General features: G+C 60.9%; 13 protein-coding genes. 6 read left to right on the forward strand and 7 right to left on the reverse strand.

The window, feature by feature from the left end; translation table 11 throughout:
• Positions 1-207: 207 nt before the first annotated feature.
• The 4 genes from JIN84_RS03575 to JIN84_RS03590 all read right to left on the reverse strand — a co-directional run bounded on the left by JIN84_RS03575 (position 208) and on the right by JIN84_RS03590 (position 5666).
• Positions 208-924, reverse strand: coding sequence for a Bax inhibitor-1/YccA family protein (locus JIN84_RS03575; RefSeq protein ID WP_200349633.1), 717 nt, complete (start codon positions 922-924; stop codon positions 208-210).
• Positions 925-984: 60 nt separating this feature from the next.
• A complete protein-coding gene (locus JIN84_RS03580; protein WP_200349634.1) occupies positions 985-1257 on the reverse strand; it encodes a GNAT family N-acetyltransferase in 273 nt (90 codons plus the stop codon).
• Between the two features lie 150 nt (positions 1258-1407).
• Positions 1408-4254 (reverse strand): alanine--tRNA ligase, encoded by a 2847-nt coding sequence (alaS, locus tag JIN84_RS03585; RefSeq protein ID WP_200349635.1) that lies wholly within the window; start codon positions 4252-4254, stop codon positions 1408-1410.
• Between the two features lie 125 nt (positions 4255-4379).
• Positions 4380-5666 carry an OmpA family protein gene (locus tag JIN84_RS03590; protein ID WP_200349636.1) on the reverse strand — a complete coding sequence of 429 codons (1287 nt, stop codon included), beginning with the start codon at positions 5664-5666 and terminating at the stop codon, positions 4380-4382.
• A 197-nt stretch (positions 5667-5863) separates the two neighbouring features.
• On the opposite strand from JIN84_RS03590, the gene JIN84_RS03595 reads away from it, so the two are divergent.
• From JIN84_RS03595 to JIN84_RS03605, 3 genes are all read left to right on the forward strand, one after another.
• Positions 5864-6172 carry a hypothetical protein gene (locus JIN84_RS03595; RefSeq protein WP_200349637.1) on the forward strand — a complete coding sequence of 103 codons (309 nt, stop codon included), beginning with the start codon at positions 5864-5866 and terminating at the stop codon, positions 6170-6172.
• Between the two features lie 52 nt (positions 6173-6224).
• On the forward strand, positions 6225-7550 hold the full coding sequence (locus JIN84_RS03600) for a homoserine dehydrogenase (RefSeq protein ID WP_325099552.1): 1326 nt from the start codon (positions 6225-6227) through the stop codon (positions 7548-7550).
• 93 nt (positions 7551-7643) lie between these two features.
• Positions 7644-8618, forward strand: coding sequence for a 5-formyltetrahydrofolate cyclo-ligase family protein (locus JIN84_RS03605; protein ID WP_200349639.1), 975 nt, complete (start codon positions 7644-7646; stop codon positions 8616-8618).
• Between the two features lie 82 nt (positions 8619-8700).
• Here JIN84_RS03605 and JIN84_RS03610 read toward each other — a convergent pair whose 3' ends face one another.
• Positions 8701-9456, reverse strand: a complete 756-nt coding sequence (locus JIN84_RS03610; RefSeq protein WP_200349640.1) for a DUF1287 domain-containing protein — start codon at positions 9454-9456, stop codon at positions 8701-8703.
• A 130-nt stretch (positions 9457-9586) separates the two neighbouring features.
• On the opposite strand from JIN84_RS03610, the gene JIN84_RS03615 reads away from it, so the two are divergent.
• The 3 genes from JIN84_RS03615 to JIN84_RS03625 are packed head-to-tail and all read left to right on the forward strand — an operon-like array spanning position 9587 to position 12566.
• On the forward strand, positions 9587-10192 hold the full coding sequence (locus tag JIN84_RS03615; protein WP_200349641.1) for a DOMON domain-containing protein: 606 nt from the start codon (positions 9587-9589) through the stop codon (positions 10190-10192).
• Positions 10193-10233: 41 nt separating this feature from the next.
• Complete coding sequence (locus JIN84_RS03620; RefSeq protein WP_200349642.1) at positions 10234-11115, forward strand: serine/threonine-protein kinase; 882 nt, start codon at positions 10234-10236, stop codon at positions 11113-11115.
• Positions 11112-12566, forward strand: a complete 1455-nt coding sequence (locus JIN84_RS03625) for a GTPase/DUF3482 domain-containing protein (protein WP_200349643.1) — start codon at positions 11112-11114, stop codon at positions 12564-12566. The genes JIN84_RS03620 and JIN84_RS03625 overlap by 4 nt, the downstream gene beginning before the upstream one ends.
• 5 nt (positions 12567-12571) lie before the next feature.
• Here JIN84_RS03625 and JIN84_RS03630 read toward each other — a convergent pair whose 3' ends face one another.
• Positions 12572-14101: a FecR family protein gene (locus JIN84_RS03630; protein WP_200349644.1), complete on the reverse strand. Its 1530-nt coding sequence runs from the start codon at positions 14099-14101 to the stop codon at positions 12572-12574.
• A gap of 51 nt (positions 14102-14152) precedes the next feature.
• Positions 14153-14725 carry a sigma-70 family RNA polymerase sigma factor gene (locus JIN84_RS03635; RefSeq protein WP_267908154.1) on the reverse strand — a complete coding sequence of 191 codons (573 nt, stop codon included), beginning with the start codon at positions 14723-14725 and terminating at the stop codon, positions 14153-14155.
• Positions 14726-14874 lie beyond the last annotated feature (149 nt).

Below are 14874 nucleotides of genomic sequence, written 5' to 3' on the forward strand. Positions count from 1 at the left end.
CTGGAGGATCATCGTCGCGATCCATCGTCCTCAATTTCTCTGGAAAAAATGAAAGCCACCCTGCGGGCTGAATTCGGGGCATGAACTGGAAGGTATTCAGGGGACTTCTTGCAAGCCAGCGATCGAAGCCATCACCCGGATCCAAAAAAATCACCCGCTGGAACGAATCCCGGCGGGTGCTTCAAATCATCGGGATCTGATTCCAGCTCAGTTCCGGTTCAAGCTCATCAACAGGCGGAGCAGGTACCAGAACAGCAGCGCCACGCTGGCGAACAGTGAAAGAGAGGCAGCCACGTGCTGGCCCGGCTCATAACGGTGGAGCAGGTTGCTGGTATTATAAAGGATCGCCCCCGAAGCGAAGATCACCATTGCCGCGGAGAACCAGAAACCGAGAGTGATCGGCAGGAAAAACGACGCCACGATCAGGCCGAGCGCGACGAATCCTCCGATCTTCAACATGCCGCCGAGGAAACTGAAATCCTTCTTCGTCGTCAGCGCGACCGTCGAGATGCCGATCACCATCGCCACCGTGATCAGGCCGGCCTGCAGCACCAGCCCCATGTCTCCGGCCATGGCCACCGCCATCATCAGGATGGGCAGGAAAATCACCGCTTCCGCCACGGTGTAGAGGGCCAGGCCCGCGTATTGCATGGCTTGGGAAGAACCGTTCGTCGCCCAACGCTCCGCGACCCAGGAAACGAGCATGAAAGCCCCCATCACCATAAGCCACGAATATTTGGTCGAGGCCAGCAGGCCCAGAGCCGGAATGCCAAGACCCGAACTGATGAGCAGGGTCTCAAGGCCGGCGAAAAGTCCGATGGCCCCCGCGAGGTGCCAGTAGGTTTTGCGGATGAACGCGGCGCGCTCGGACTCCGGCGACTCGGAAACCGTGCCGACGACATAAGGGTTGTTATATTGCTCCATGGGATTTGAAAGTGTTAGATACAATCTGGCAGTCTCGGGATTGGACCACCAGCCAAAAATTCATTCCTGCAATTCCGCGAACTCCGGGTGCCGGGTGATATAGGCCACCGCGTAGCCACAGATCGGACGGACCTTCCATCCACGTTCGCGGGCCAATGTCAGCACGCCGTCCATCAGCCGCCCCGCGGCTCCCCTGCCCCGCAAGGCCGGATCCGCCTCCACATGTGGGAGAATCAACACGCCGTCATCCAATCGATAATCCGCGAACGCCAGCTTGCCCTCCTCAATGAGTTCGAAACGGCTGCGGGACGTGTTGTCGGTGATCCGGGACATGAGAACTGATGCCCCAATGAGGACGAAAGTCAAAGGCAGCGGAGCGTCGTCATCCTGACCACTGCTCCGAGGGACATCCTGCCCCTCGAACCAGCCTCCCCGGGGACAGGATGTCCCCGGCACCTAGCGTTCGGAATGAACGCGTTCCGTTCAGAATTTCGCGGCGGCGGCGGCTTTCAGTTCCTCCAGCTTCGAGCGATCCGGCGCGGCACCCCGGGCTTGATCCGGTTTGCCACCGCCTTTACCACCGGCGAGGGCGGCCAGGTCGCGGAGGATGTCACCCGCCTTCAAACCTTTCGCCAGCGCGTCCGGACCGCTGTGGGTGGCGATGTGAAGCTTGTCCCCATCGTCCACGATGAGCAGCGCGGGACCCGCGAAGCCCTTTTTCTTGAGGCCGTTCTGAAGCTCTTGAAGAAGCGATGCATCCGACTCGAAGGAGACGATGATGGGCTCGTTTTTGGCGATGAGTTCGGCCAGGGCTTCGTCGGCGAGTTTGGCGGCTTGGGAAGACTGGATCTTCTTGATGCGTTTCTCGGCCTCGATGGCACCCTGCTGGGTTTCCTCCAACGTGCGCTGGCCGTGGGCGAAGGTGGCGTTGATCTGTGAAATGTCGGCACGCTCGGCAAGCATGGCTCCCATGATGTGTGGGAAATCGTTCACCGCGACAGCTTCCTCGCCGAGGGATGCCAGCTTCTCGTTGGCGGCGTACAGCTTGGCGCGCGCGGCCTTGAGCTCGGCATTCCATTTTTCGGCGAGATCATTGAGATGGTTCCACGCCGCGTCTCCGCAAACGGCTTCGATGCGGCGGACGCCGGAGGCGATGGCACCCTCGGACTTGATCTTGAAGAGGCCGATCTCGCCGGTGTTGCGGACGTGAGTGCCGCCGCAGAGTTCCTGTGAATAGCCGTTGAGCGCGTGCGCCTCACCGCCGATCTGGACCACGCGGACGGTTTCCCCGTACTTGTCGCCGAAGAACTGCATGATGTCCGGACGTCCCTTGATGGAGGCGTGCGGGACTTCCTTCCAACTCACGGAATCCCTGGCGGAAATCGCGGCATTCACCTTCTCTTCCATCGCCGCGAGCTGCTCGGGCGTGACGGCGGCGCTGTTGAAATCAAAACGCAGGCGGTTCTCGTCCACCGAGGAACCCTGCTGCGCGGCGTCCTTCGAGACGACTTCGTGCAAGGCCCAGTGGAGAAGGTGGGTCGCGGTGTGGTTGGCCTCAATGGGACGGCGGCGTTTTTCGTCGAGCTTGAGCGTGACGGTGTCACCGACTTTGACGGCAGCGGATGAGTCGATGATGACGGCACGGGCCTTACCGATCTGCTGGACGCCGGTGATTTCGACCTCACCGTTGAGAGTGCCGGTGTCGCCGGATTGGCCACCCATTTCGGCATAGAAGACGGTCTTGTCGGTGATGACGAAAAGCGAGTCCTCCTGTGGGTGGATTTCCAGGATGGTGGCTTCGACCTCGTCCGTTTCAAAACCGACGAACTCGGTGACGGCTTCGGTGGAGATGTCGAGGGCGCGGACGATGTTCGATTTTTGAGCGGCGCGGGAGCGTTCCTGCTGGGCCTTTTTACTTTGATCGTATCCGGGTTTATCGAGGACCAGACCTCGCTCGGCGCACAGCAGTTCGGTCAGATCGATCGGGAATCCGTAAGTATCCTCAAGTTCGAATGCGACGACTCCGGAAAAACTGTTTCCAAAAATGGCGAGAGCTGTCGGGTCGGTATTTTCCGCAGACGTCGATGCCACGTTATCTTCAAACCGTTTCAGGCCACGATCCAGCGTCTGATTGAAGCTCGCCTCTTCCTGCTCCAGCGTCTGGCGCACGACATCCTGACGGTTTTTCAGCTCCGGGAAAACACCACCCATTTCGTTAACGAGCGTTTCCACCAACGCGCCGAAGAACGGCTTCTCGCCGGAGAAGCCGAGCTGGCGGCCGTATCTCACGGCGCGGCGCAGGATGCGGCGCAGGACGTAGTTCCGCCCGTTGTTACCCGGCATGATGCCGTCCGCAATGGAGAAGCTGAGCGTCCGCAGGTGATCCGCGATGACACGGAAAGCGATCGCGGTTTTCATCTCCTCGGTGAACGCGGCGCGGTCGGCACCGAGTTCCGGATAGATGTTCACGTAGCTTTTTCCGCTGAGTTCTTCCAGCTTGCGGAACAGCGGTTGGAAAACGTCGGTGGCGTAGTTGCTCGGCTTTTTGGAGAAATCCGTGAAGCCCTTGGTGTTCTGGATGATCGAGCAGGCGCGCTCGAAGCCCATGCCGGTATCGACGTGTTTGGCGGGCAGTTCACGGAACGTGCCGTCGGCCTCGGCATTATACTGGATGAAAACGAGGTTCCAGATCTCGATGCAGAGGTCGGAGTCGTTGTTGACGAGATTCCGGCCGGTGAAGGGATTCCCTTCCGGGGTGAGGTCGACGTGGAGTTCGGAACAAGGACCGCAGGGGCCGGTCTCGCCCATCATCCAGAAGTTGTCCTTCACGTTGCCATGGACGATCTGGATGGCGGGATCGCAACCCTTGGAGCGGAAAAGTTCGGCCCAGATGTCGTAGGCTTCCTGGTCGAAGCTGCCAGGATCGCCCTCCTTCGGCGCGTACACGGATGCGTAAAGACGGTGGGCGGGCAGGCCCCAGCGCTCGACGACCAGTTCCCATGCCCAGGCGATGGCTTCCTTCTTGAAATAGTTTCCGAACGACCAGTTCCCGAGCATTTCGAAGAACGTGTGGTGATAAGTGTCGTAGCCGACATCCTCCAGGTCGTTATGTTTACCGCCCGCACGGATGCACTTCTGGGTGTCCGCGGCACGTGGTGGATCGTAAGGAGCCTTCTCAACACCAAGGAAATACGGCACGAACGGGTTCATCCCCGCGTTCGTGAACAGCAGGCCGGGCGACTGCGGCAGCAGAGAGGCGGAAGGGACGATGGTGTGCTCTTTCTCCCGGAAGAAATCGAGGAAGCTCTGGCGGATCTCGGCGGATGTCATGGCGGCGGTTCTTGGAAAATGATGGGTGGGTGGATGCACCAGCCACAAGGGGGCGCGAAGATGCAGGAGGGCCGGGGGCGGTGTAAAGCCTCGGGTAAAAATGGCGTCAGCCGGCAATGGCCGCCTCACTCCTCATCCTCGATGGTCTGGGCGCGGGGAACTTCCTCGACCACAGGCTCGGCACGGAGCGGCGGGGCCAGCTCCACCGGAGCGGCCTTGAGAGGCGCGGGCATTTCCACCGGAGCGGCTTTCGGCACCGCCGGGGCTTCCTGGATCGGCGCCGCCTTGGGGGGAGCGGGCATTTCCACCGGCGCGGCCTTGGGCGCGGGCGTTTCCACCGGCGCTGCTTTTGGCGGAGAAGGCGGAGCTTCCTGAACCGGCATCGGAATCTTCGGTTTCACCAGCACGGCTTTCGGCGAAGGCGCTTCCTCAATGACCGTCGCCTTCTGAGGCTCCACCTTCATCTGTTCCTTCGTCGGCGGGGTCTTGCGCATGCGGATTTCCACCCGGCGGTTCGCGGATTGCTCGTCGGGCGTCCCGCTGGTGATGATGGGTTGATAGCGGCCGAACCCCCGGGTGATGATTTTGTCCGGATTGATGCGGTAGGACTGGACGAGGTAGTTTTTCACCGACTCCGCACGGGCGATGGAGAGCTTGAGATTCGGCTCATCACCGCCGACCAGGTCCGTATGGCCCTCGATCCAGCAATAGAGATCCGGGTTCCGGTCCATCAGGAAAACCAGCTTCATGAGGTCGACCTTGGAACTCTCCCGGAGTTCCGCCCGGTTGAATTCGAACAGCAGGTCGCTAGGCAACATGGTTTTCGCCCCCAACAGGACGTTGGACGGGAGGTTGAGCATGTTATCCAGGGACGTCATCCCATCCAGCGAGCCCGCCTCGACCTTTCCATTGGCCCCTTGGCGGGTGAGGTTTTCCAAAAACTGGCTGGTTTCCGTGTCGTCGGACTGCACGGCACCGGCGTCCACGGTGATCTGGCCGATCTCCGCGGGCTTGATGGTCTCCGGCTGCCGGCCGAACTCGGGGAGATCCGTATCGATCTCCAAGCCTGTGGAAATTTCCAAAGCCACGGCATCCGGAGTTCCCTCGCGGGCGGGATTCTGCAAGCGGATGGCGTATTCAGGCTCGACGATCTGTGGCTTGATGTCGATTTCCTGATCTTTCGGCAGGATGTCGAGGAGCTCCACGTCCTCCAGCAGGGCGGCGGTATCCGTGGGGGGCGTGACGATGTCCTCCGGCGGCAGCGCCTGCTCCTGCTCCAACGGTGGAATTTCCACCCGCCGGGTATCGATCGGACGGGTGCTGAGTTCCCTCGCTTCCTCGAACTTGAGGGCCACCTTCATGTCATCCAGCCACAGGAATACGATGACGTGCAGCAGGATGGAGACAAGCATGGCCGCGGTGGCCCACAGGCCCAGGTGATCCGGGCCGGGCAACCGATGGGATCCCCCGGTACGTGATTCACTCCATGTGTAACTGTCCGCCACGGCGGCACTATACGCTTATCTAATGAGCTGGCAATCCCCGCGAACGTGGATTATCATCCGCTTGGCACCTCGCGTGCTCGGAATTCAACAACTTTCCAGATACCATGGCTGCAAAAAAAACTGCTAAGAAGACGACGGAATCCGAAGCAACACCCGGATCCACACCAAAACCGGCCGCAAAAAAAGCCGCCGCCAAGAGCGTGAAGCCCGCCGCTGAAAAAGCCGCTCCCAAAAAGGCCGCCGCCAAGAAAGAGGCCGCTCCAGCCGCGAAAAAAGCCGCCGTAAAACCTTCGCTGGATGCCGTCGCGCGCGCCGCCTACCTCAACTACCGCCGCCGTGTCGAACTGGGCTTGCCGGGTGATTCGCATGGCGACTGGCTGGAAGCCGAACGCCAGTTCAACGAGCAGGCCTGAGTTCCGATTTTCCGGCTTGGACAGCGGGCGAAACGCCGCCACAGTCCGCCGCGTGACTTCTTGCTCCTCACTTGGCATCGGTTTGGCTGGCTTCGGAACCGTGGGTTCCGGCGTTTGGAACACCTTGGAACGCAACGGCTCCCTCATTTCCGACCGCACCGGCGGCGGGGTGACGCTGCACATTGCCAAAATCCTCGTTCGTGATCTCGCGAAGGCCCGGGCCACCAATGGCGACGCGCCTGCGGACATCCTCACCACCAACTGGCGCGCCCTTGTTGAAGACCCGGCCGTCGACATTGTGGTGGAACTCATTGGCGGCACAACGGATGCGTATGAAATCGTCGCCGCCGCTCTCCGTGCCAAAAAGCCCGTTGTGACGGGCAACAAAGCCTTGCTTGCCGAGCGCGGCGTCGAACTTTTCGCCCTCTCGCGCGAAATGGACACGCCGATCCACTTTGAAGCCGCCGTCGCCGGAGGCATTCCGATCATCCGGACGGTTCAGGACTCGTTCGTAGGCAATCGCATCCACTCCTTTTCCGGGATCATCAACGGGACTTCGAACTACATCCTCGGCCGCATGACGGACGCGGGGCTCACCTTCGAGGACGCGCTGGGCGAAGCGCAAAAGCTGGGTTACGCCGAGGCGGATCCCGCGCTGGACGTGAACGGTTGGGACGCCGCCCACAAGGCCATCCTGCTCGCCACGCTCGCCTACGGATTCCCCATCTCCCCTGCGGACATCCACGTCTCCGGCATCGAACAGGTCCGCCCCACCGATATCAATTTCGCGAAAAATCTCGGCTATGCGGTCAAGCTGCTCGCCGTGATCCGCGAGCATGGCGATGGTGCGGTGGAGCTTCGCATTCAGCCCTCTTTCATTGCAAAAACGAACATCCTGGCCTCCGTCCACGGGGTCTTCAATGCCGTCGCGGTCCATGGCGACGCCGCCGGTGAGTCACTTTTTTATGGTCGCGGCGCCGGCCAGGATCCCACCGCCTCCTCTGTCGTCGCGGATCTGGTCGAAGCCGCGCGCGGACTGCGCCAGGCCAGCGGCCACCGCGGATTCCTGCCTTACCGGGAAATCGGCAACATCCTTCCCGTCGGCGAGACCTCCACGGCCTACTATGTGCGCTTCGATGTCACCGACCGCCCCGGCGTGGTCGCCGAGATCGCCCGTGTGCTGGCGGACCACCGCATCGGCATCTCCGGCACCCACTCTCCCGTGAACCCGAGCAACCCGGACGCGGAGTTCGTGGACATGGTTTTCCTCCTCCACACCTGCCCGTTCGGAAAGCTCCGGCAGGCACTCACCGAGATTGAGGCCCTCGACTGCATCAACAGCGCTCCCGTGGTCTTCCGGATCGAGAATCTGGGGTAACCACCATTCCGGACTGAAAGAATCTGTTAGCAAATCAAGGGGCCTCCAGCTTCTTTCTAGACCTATTCCTCAGAACCTGAAAAGGTTCGGGTAATGGACGACAAGGACGTTTTCTGCATCTCCTGCGGCGAGGCAATCGTGGTCACCCTCGACATGATCGACCAGATCATCGAGTGCCCCGTCTGTAGGACCCGGCTCAGGCTGGACGAAACCGACGAAGATGATTCGGGCGAAAATGACATCGAATGGAGTCCTGACGTGGACGCCTCCGATGCGACACGGGTATTCGGAGCCTCCGGAGCAGGCCAGGAGGCGGAGGATGCCCCGATCGCCACCGATGCGACGGCCACTGAACCGGCGGCTCCTCCGGTCATCCGCAGCCGGTTCCCGCTTTTCGGGTGGGCGGCGTCCGCCGCGATCATGGCTCTCGGCTGGCTCCTTCATCTTGAGTACCAACGTTCGACACTATTGGAGGAGAGACTGACGTTCGTAGAGCGGAAAGTCATCCCCATGAAACGCAGCCTCGTCGGGTCCACAGACGCTCTCTCCCAAATATCGGATATCCAATCCTACTTGGATGAACTGGATGACGCGGTTTCGCAAATGGCAAATTCCCTGCGTCTCCAGCACGCCTCGTCCCTCCAAAACGAATACGCCATTCAAAGTGCCCAGAAAAACCTGCTACGTCAGGAGACGGAACTCGGCAGGATCGCCCTCAAACTCGCGCTGGTCGAACAAGCGGCAGGGGACAAAAGCCGTAGCGCGAAAGAAACGTTCGAACTTTCCATCCGGCAACGAAAGGAAGCCGAGATCGCAGCCAAGCCCATCCGCCAACGGATTCGTGAGCTGGAAGACCAGAAGAACACGCTCTTCGCGCAGTACCGCGCCGGTTCCATCGCCAAATATCCCCAAGGAGTTGTCTCGAAAGGGAGAGCGGCGAGGATCATGAAGGATTACGAGAAAAAAGCGGCCCCGCTTCTGGAACAGATTCAAGGAGAAATCGTGAAAATCCGGGAAGCCATTGAAGCGGAGGAAGCGAAAATCGAGGCCCTGTTCTTCTTCCAATGAAAACGATTCAGCGAAACCGCGGAGCGTAACGGTCCTGACACGCGATATCACCACCACCCGCGTTCAACCGGGCGGCGGAGAATCACTTCACCTCGTCCGCAGGGAAGCGGTAGTGCCGCTGGATGCTGTAATCGAAGAGCACGTTCTCCCATTTCACGCCGGACTTGAGATTGTGCACCACCCATGGCTCGCCGGAATGTTCGCCGGGACCGGGGACCACGATGCCGATGTGCGTTTCCGCGTTTGCCAACGTCCACACCACAACATCACCGGGCTTGTAGTCGGTCGCGTTCCGCGAGGTGCTCAGGGTCTGGCCCTTGCGTTCGAAAAATTTCGCCAGATTTTCGACCCGGCGGTGGTCGATGTTCGGGTCCGGGGCGGTCGCGTCCCAAAGCTGCGGGTAAGGGCGGAAGTCCTGCCTCATGTCCTCATGCACCAGTTGCTGCAGGTCCATGTCCATTTTCCGGTAGGTCCGCACCACCACATCCGCCGCCACGCCCTTGTCCGCCGGCACATCGCCATTCGGATAAGGGATCTTGTAGTAGGCCGGATCATAATGGCTGGACACCACCGTCTGGCCCAAGGCTGCGGCGGCGAGCTGGTTGCCGAATGTCTTCGAGGTTCTCAGCGTGGAAATGAGCGAGTCCGCCTGCTCCATGGACGCTTCCGCATTGTTCGCATTCAGCGAGGAGATGAGCGGCTTGCCGAAATAATACCCCATTCCCACGGCGATCACGATGATCACCCATCCTCCGAAAAAGTTTTTTCTCTTCGGTTTCTGGGGACGTGGACCGATGTACTCGATGGTGTTGTAGAATCCTGAACCGCGGCGAGGCATGAGATTGTTTCTTACGAAAAAGAATCAGCATAAATACGGCCAACCAGCCATTAAATTTTCAATCTAACACATCCACCCCCCGCGATGTCCCGCCTCGACATGGATTCACCAACTCCTCCACTATCGCGCCATGACGATATTCACCAGCCCTGAGCCGCTCGTATGGGGAGAGCTCGACGTGCCGCTTTTCGGCCTTGGCGCGGATATGGCGGGCGTGGCGCTCCAACCTCCCGTGGCTTTTTCCCTCGTCAGCGACGGGCGATACCTGTGGTTCCTGGCGAACCACCGGAAACCTGCCAACGTGCACCCGAAGGCACGTCCCGGACTGTTCCAGAGCGAGTTGTGGAAATATGACGTCGCCGAGCTGTTCCTCGCGGATCCGGCGAGCGGACGCTATTTCGAGTTCAATCTCGCGCCAAACGGCGCATGGTGGACGTGTGAATTCACCGCACCCCGCGTGCGGGCGGATGAGGTGGACATCGCCATGCCGGAGGTGGCGACCTTCTCGGACATGTCACCGGACGGTTCGTGGCTTGCCGCCATGGCGATCCCGCTCGATCTATTGAAGGCACGGCTGGATTTCGGCCCCGCCACGCGGTTGAACGTGTCGATGATCCTCGGCTCGCCCGAACAAAGATTTGTCAGCGCGACGGACCTGGGTCCGGGCGAACCGGATTTCCACCAGCCACGGAAATTCAGCGAAGTCCGGTTTTCCCCGCTGCCGGAAAATCCCTGAGCATCAATCCCGGCATCGCCGCTTGGTGGCCTTGCAAAGTCGTGGTAGAAGTCACCCAGGTGAGCAACCGTTTTCAGATAGAGGACCTCGTCGTCCAGGATGCCTCCGGCGTCGTTTTCCGCGCGCTGGACACGCAGACCGGAGATTTCGTGGCCTTGCGAAGGTTTTTCCCTTCCGGTGCCGACGGGGGCGGTCTGAATGCCGCACAGCAGCACGCCTACCAGGAAACCGTCGGCCGCCTCGCCGCGGTGACCCACCCCGCGCTGCGATCCATCATCAGCGGGGATTGCGACCCGATCGACGGCATGCCATACATCGCCACCGAGTGGATCGAGGGGTCCCGGCTCCGTACCTGCCTGGAACAGGGACCGATCACTCCGGAAGAGGTCGCACACGTCCTGACCCAGGCCTTGGAGGTCAGCCAGATCCTGTCGGGAGTGCTTGGCGAGGAAGGAATCTGGATCGAGACGGGGCTGGAGGCCATCGTCATCGGTGCCGAAAAAACGGGCAGAACCGTCACCTTCTGGATCGCCCCGCAGAAATGGCTGGGGAAAAATGACAGCCGCCACGGGCTGGAATGCATCGTCGAACTGACGGAAACTCTCATGGGCTGGCACGGCAAACGCGTCAGCGACCACGCGGGCAAGGGACTCGGCCTCTGGTTGAAATGGCTGCGCGGCGCGAAGGCGACCGCCACCCTTCAGGAAGTGAGGGAAATGCTGGCCGCCAGCACCGGGGCGGATTCTCCGGCATCCGCCACCCGGCTGTACCGCGAAGCCTTCCAACAGAAGAGATCGAAATCCCACCTGCTGTGGATCCTGGTCGCCGGACTTGTGCTTCTCGCCGCCGCCGTCGGCACCTGGACAGCGCTCAACAAAAAGCCTCCCGAAATTCCCCCGCCCTCGATTCGGATCGTCGAATGAATCCCCCCTTGCCAGCCGATGTCCCCGCATTCGCCGTCGTCGGACGTGTGAACATGGGGAAATCCGCGGTAATCGCGACACTCCTGGAGATCGACGACAACGAGTTGGTCCGAGTCAGCCCCACTCCGGGCGAGACGACCCGCTGCCAGCCGCACCGCGTGGTTTTCGGTGACAAGGAGTGCGTGCGGTTCATCGACACTCCCGGGTTCTCCCGCCCGGTCGAAGCCCTGCGCGCGATCCAGCGGCTCCATGGCGAGGGCACTCCCGGCTTGGAAACGCTGCGGAAATTCGTCGCGGAGGCGGGCGAGGATTTCGGGGATGAAAAGCGGCTGCTGGAACCGCTTCTGGAGGGAGCGGGCGTCCTCTACATCGTGGATCCCGCAAAGCCGCTGCGGGATGATTTCCTGGCGGAGATGGAGATCCTCCGCTGGACCGGCAGGCCCCGCCTCGGCCTGCTGAACCGCCGCGACGGCTCGACGGGGCCGGACGAAGAGGAATGGCGGTCGCGGCTCGGCACATCCTTCAATCTCGTCCGTACTTTCGACGCGCATCACGCCCGCTACGACGAACGGCTGCGCCTGCTCAAGGCGTTGCTGGAAATCGAAGAAACCCATCGCCCGCTGTTGGAAGAGACGATCCGCCTGATCGAAAACGAATGGTCCGGCCGCCGCGAGGAAGCGGCGGAAACAATCATCACCTTTCTCGAATCCGCACTGGGTCTGCAGGTCCGCGCCACCTTGGAAGAACGGGACTTGTCCATCCCCGCCCGCCGCGAGAAAAAGGCGCAGGAGCTTTCCAAGAAATATTTCAGCCGGCTCGCGGACATCGAGCGGGGTTGTTTTTCCGACCTGTTGAAGATTTACCGCCACCACCTGCTCAAGGCGGATCACGATGCGGACACCTTTCAAAGCATCGATCTGGAATGCCGGGAGACATGGAGCAAACTGGGCCTCAGCCGCACCCAGTTGGTGGCCGTGTCCTCCGCCATCGGTGCCTCAGCCGGACTCGCGGTGGACGTGGGCACGGTCTTTTTCTCCCACGGCGCGGGCACGGTCATCGGCGCGCTGTTGGGTGGAGGAGCGGCCTGGTTCAAAGGCGGCAGCTTGCCGGATCTCCGCATCTCACTCACCGGAGGGGTGAAACTCGCCACCGGCGAAGGCAAGGCATTGACCATGGGGCCGCCGAAAAATCAAAATTTCCCCTGGGTGTTGTTGGACGGTGTCCTCACCCGCTACCGCCGCATGCTCGCCCGCGCGCACGGGCGAAGGGATGAGGAGATTCTAGCGGGCGACGGGTCGGGATTCACCCGGCATTTCCCGTCGGACCGCCGCGCTTTATTGGGAAAATGGTTCAACAGTTGTCTCAAAGGCTCGCCGAACCGGGCATTGGAACCGGAGGTTTTTGAAGCGCTGCTGAGCTCACTGACGGAAGCAGGCGAATATAATCAGTAACGTGTTCATTTCACGCCAGGGACCACGGAATCCCAGGTGAGACCGACGCGGATCTCGTCGAAGCTCGAAGGGAACATCTCCGTCTTGCTGCCGGACCGGACGGCGATGCGGTCGAATTCCGGAACCGCCTGATAGCGGAACCGCCGGGTGGCCGAGGACTCGGACTGGCCGGGGACGGGATCGAAATAGATATCCGTAACCAAACGGGTGCGGTCGATCCGGATCACGAACAGGTGCGGTTCGTCGTCCATCGGAAGGCCGTAGCTGTCTTGGGTGGGCGAAGATCTGAGTCTGGAGCCATAGGAGTCATCCACACTCAGCTTGCCGACGAAAAACTGCTCCCTGTCATCTTGATAGAGCAGCAGTCCCGCGAAACAGCCGGGCGGCCTGCTGGCGGGATTCTTCATCAGGAAGCTCACATAGGTGACGCCGATCGGAGATAATTCCTTGGGATCCGGCAGCAGGGTGGCTCCTACGGAAAGTTCTCCAATGGTGGCGACCGAGCCTCCGGTCGCCCGCAGGGAGGTGGTACCGGAGGTGTAGGAAAGCCCCTGGGTCTGGAAGATGCCCTCTCCTTCCCAGATGGAACCGGAAGAAGCGCCCTTTGCCTTCAATACGACGTTCCGCGACGGACCAGCCGGATATCCGGCGAAACTTTCCTCAATCCGGAGGGGCTCGGGATGGGATGACGGATCATCGGCAGGTGTGTTGTAATGGTTTTCGACCTCATCCGGAAAGCCGTCGGAGTCGCGATCCTGTAAAACCGGATCGAGCGGGACGAGCAGTCGTTGGGCGAGGAACTCGGTGGGTTCCAACCGGCCCTGCCTGAGTATTCCCGCCCGCTCCCCTTCCAGACTGTAGGACGCCGGGTCGCTCGTCGCACCATGGGCTGTCACCAGGCCTTCGAGCACGTGGATCTCCGTCCCGGAATTCATGTCCACGGCGGTTACAAAACGGGTTCCCAAATCGATGACCTTGCCATCCACGGTGTCGACCGTGAAGCCACGGGCATAGGAAGGCGCGTAGGTGCTCAGGCGGCCCTTGTCCAAGCGGATCCTGTCGGGGCCGTCGATGTCGAAGCTGGCAGGGCCGCGGATCTTCAGGCGCGCTCCGCCACGCATCGCGACCCCGACCTCCGATCCTTCCGGCAAAGTGATCCGTCCCACCTCCAGCGGCTGGCCAATCCGCAGGCCGGCCTTTTCCGCGAGGTCGTCCGTGTCGGTGATGGTGGCGACAACCGACGAGGAGCTCGCATGGCCGCCGACAAAATAAGAAAGGGCGGCCAGAGCCGCGATTCCCGCCGCCATCGCCGCGATCCGCGGCCAGCGGGGTGTGAGGGTTTCAACCGGTTTCGGCTTTGCGAACGGATCCGGGAGCCCATCCGCTTCGAGCGCCACTTCTGCAACCAAGGCGGAAAGGTAGGCTTCGCGGTTCGCAGGATCCGCACGCACGGCCTCCTCGAACTCGCGCAGTTCCGCTTCGGTAAGGTCGTCCGACTTCAGCCGGTCGATCCAATGTTGCCAGTCGTGGTTCATGATCAATATCTCTTAAAAGGCTTACTGTGAAATCCGGCTCAGGTTATACGATCAATCGCATTCTTCTCCGGTTGTTTCCGCGAATCGCCTCAGAACGCACTTCTTCAGCTGGTTGCGGACCCGGAAAAGTTTTTGTTTGAGAGCGCCCTCGGTGGTCTTCCAGAGACGGGCGATCTCCTCCAGAGGAACCCGTTTCTGGTAGCGAAACTCAAGCAGGCGATCGCTTTCCTCCGCCAGCAGCTTGCGGCATTCCGCGAGGGCCTTCAGCCAGGAGTCGACATCGTCGGCGCGTGGCTCCGCCTCCTCCGCGAGGTACTCCAAAAGTCCGTCCGAAGCAACCGACTGCTTGGCCTGGTGCCGCCTGAGATAGGCCAGGCATTCATAACGGGCGATGGCGAAGGACCATGATTTGAAGTCGGTCCCCGGGGAAAACCGGTCACGCTTGCGGATGATGATGGCGTTGACGTCCTGCAGCACGTCACGGGCGTCGTCGGGGTTGAACACCATCGAACGGATGAAGAAATAGATACGGTGCTGGTGCGATAACAGCAGTGGGTCGAACTCTTGAACGCTCCCGTGATCCCTCCTGTCCGGAGGAAAGTTGTTAGGAGCGGAGCCACTCATGCAGGCGCGCAGCCATGCATGAATTGTTTCAGATTGCAATCGCCGGTTGCGGTGAAATCCAGCGCGGACGGAATTTCATGATCCACCCGTAACCTGGGAAAACTTGTGACGTAAGCCCTGCCATACGCCGCCCCGTGAATCCTGCGGCG

It is taken from the genome of Luteolibacter yonseiensis (genome assembly GCF_016595465.1).
Classification (GTDB): domain Bacteria; phylum Verrucomicrobiota; class Verrucomicrobiia; order Verrucomicrobiales; family Akkermansiaceae; genus Luteolibacter; species Luteolibacter yonseiensis.

Coding starts and splice junctions, on each gene's coding strand:
- JIN84_RS03575 (WP_200349633.1), bottom strand. CDS start 924: ATGGAGCAATATAACAACCCTTATGTCGTCGGCACGGTTTCCGAGTCG.
- JIN84_RS03635 (WP_267908154.1), bottom strand. CDS start 14,725: ATGAGTGGCTCCGCTCCTAACAACTTTCCTCCGGACAGGAGGGATCAC.
- JIN84_RS03590 (WP_200349636.1), bottom strand. CDS start 5,666: ATGCTTGTCTCCATCCTGCTGCACGTCATCGTATTCCTGTGGCTGGAT.
- JIN84_RS03630 (WP_200349644.1), bottom strand. CDS start 14,101: ATGAACCACGACTGGCAACATTGGATCGACCGGCTGAAGTCGGACGAC.
- JIN84_RS03595 (WP_200349637.1), top strand. CDS start 5,864: ATGGCTGCAAAAAAAACTGCTAAGAAGACGACGGAATCCGAAGCAACA.
- alaS (WP_200349635.1), bottom strand. CDS start 4,254: ATGACATCCGCCGAGATCCGCCAGAGCTTCCTCGATTTCTTCCGGGAG.
- JIN84_RS03615 (WP_200349641.1), top strand. CDS start 9,587: ATGACGATATTCACCAGCCCTGAGCCGCTCGTATGGGGAGAGCTCGAC.
- JIN84_RS03610 (WP_200349640.1), bottom strand. CDS start 9,456: ATGCCTCGCCGCGGTTCAGGATTCTACAACACCATCGAGTACATCGGT.
- JIN84_RS03625 (WP_200349643.1), top strand. CDS start 11,112: ATGAATCCCCCCTTGCCAGCCGATGTCCCCGCATTCGCCGTCGTCGGA.
- JIN84_RS03580 (WP_200349634.1), bottom strand. CDS start 1,257: ATGTCCCGGATCACCGACAACACGTCCCGCAGCCGTTTCGAACTCATT.
- JIN84_RS03605 (WP_200349639.1), top strand. CDS start 7,644: ATGGACGACAAGGACGTTTTCTGCATCTCCTGCGGCGAGGCAATCGTG.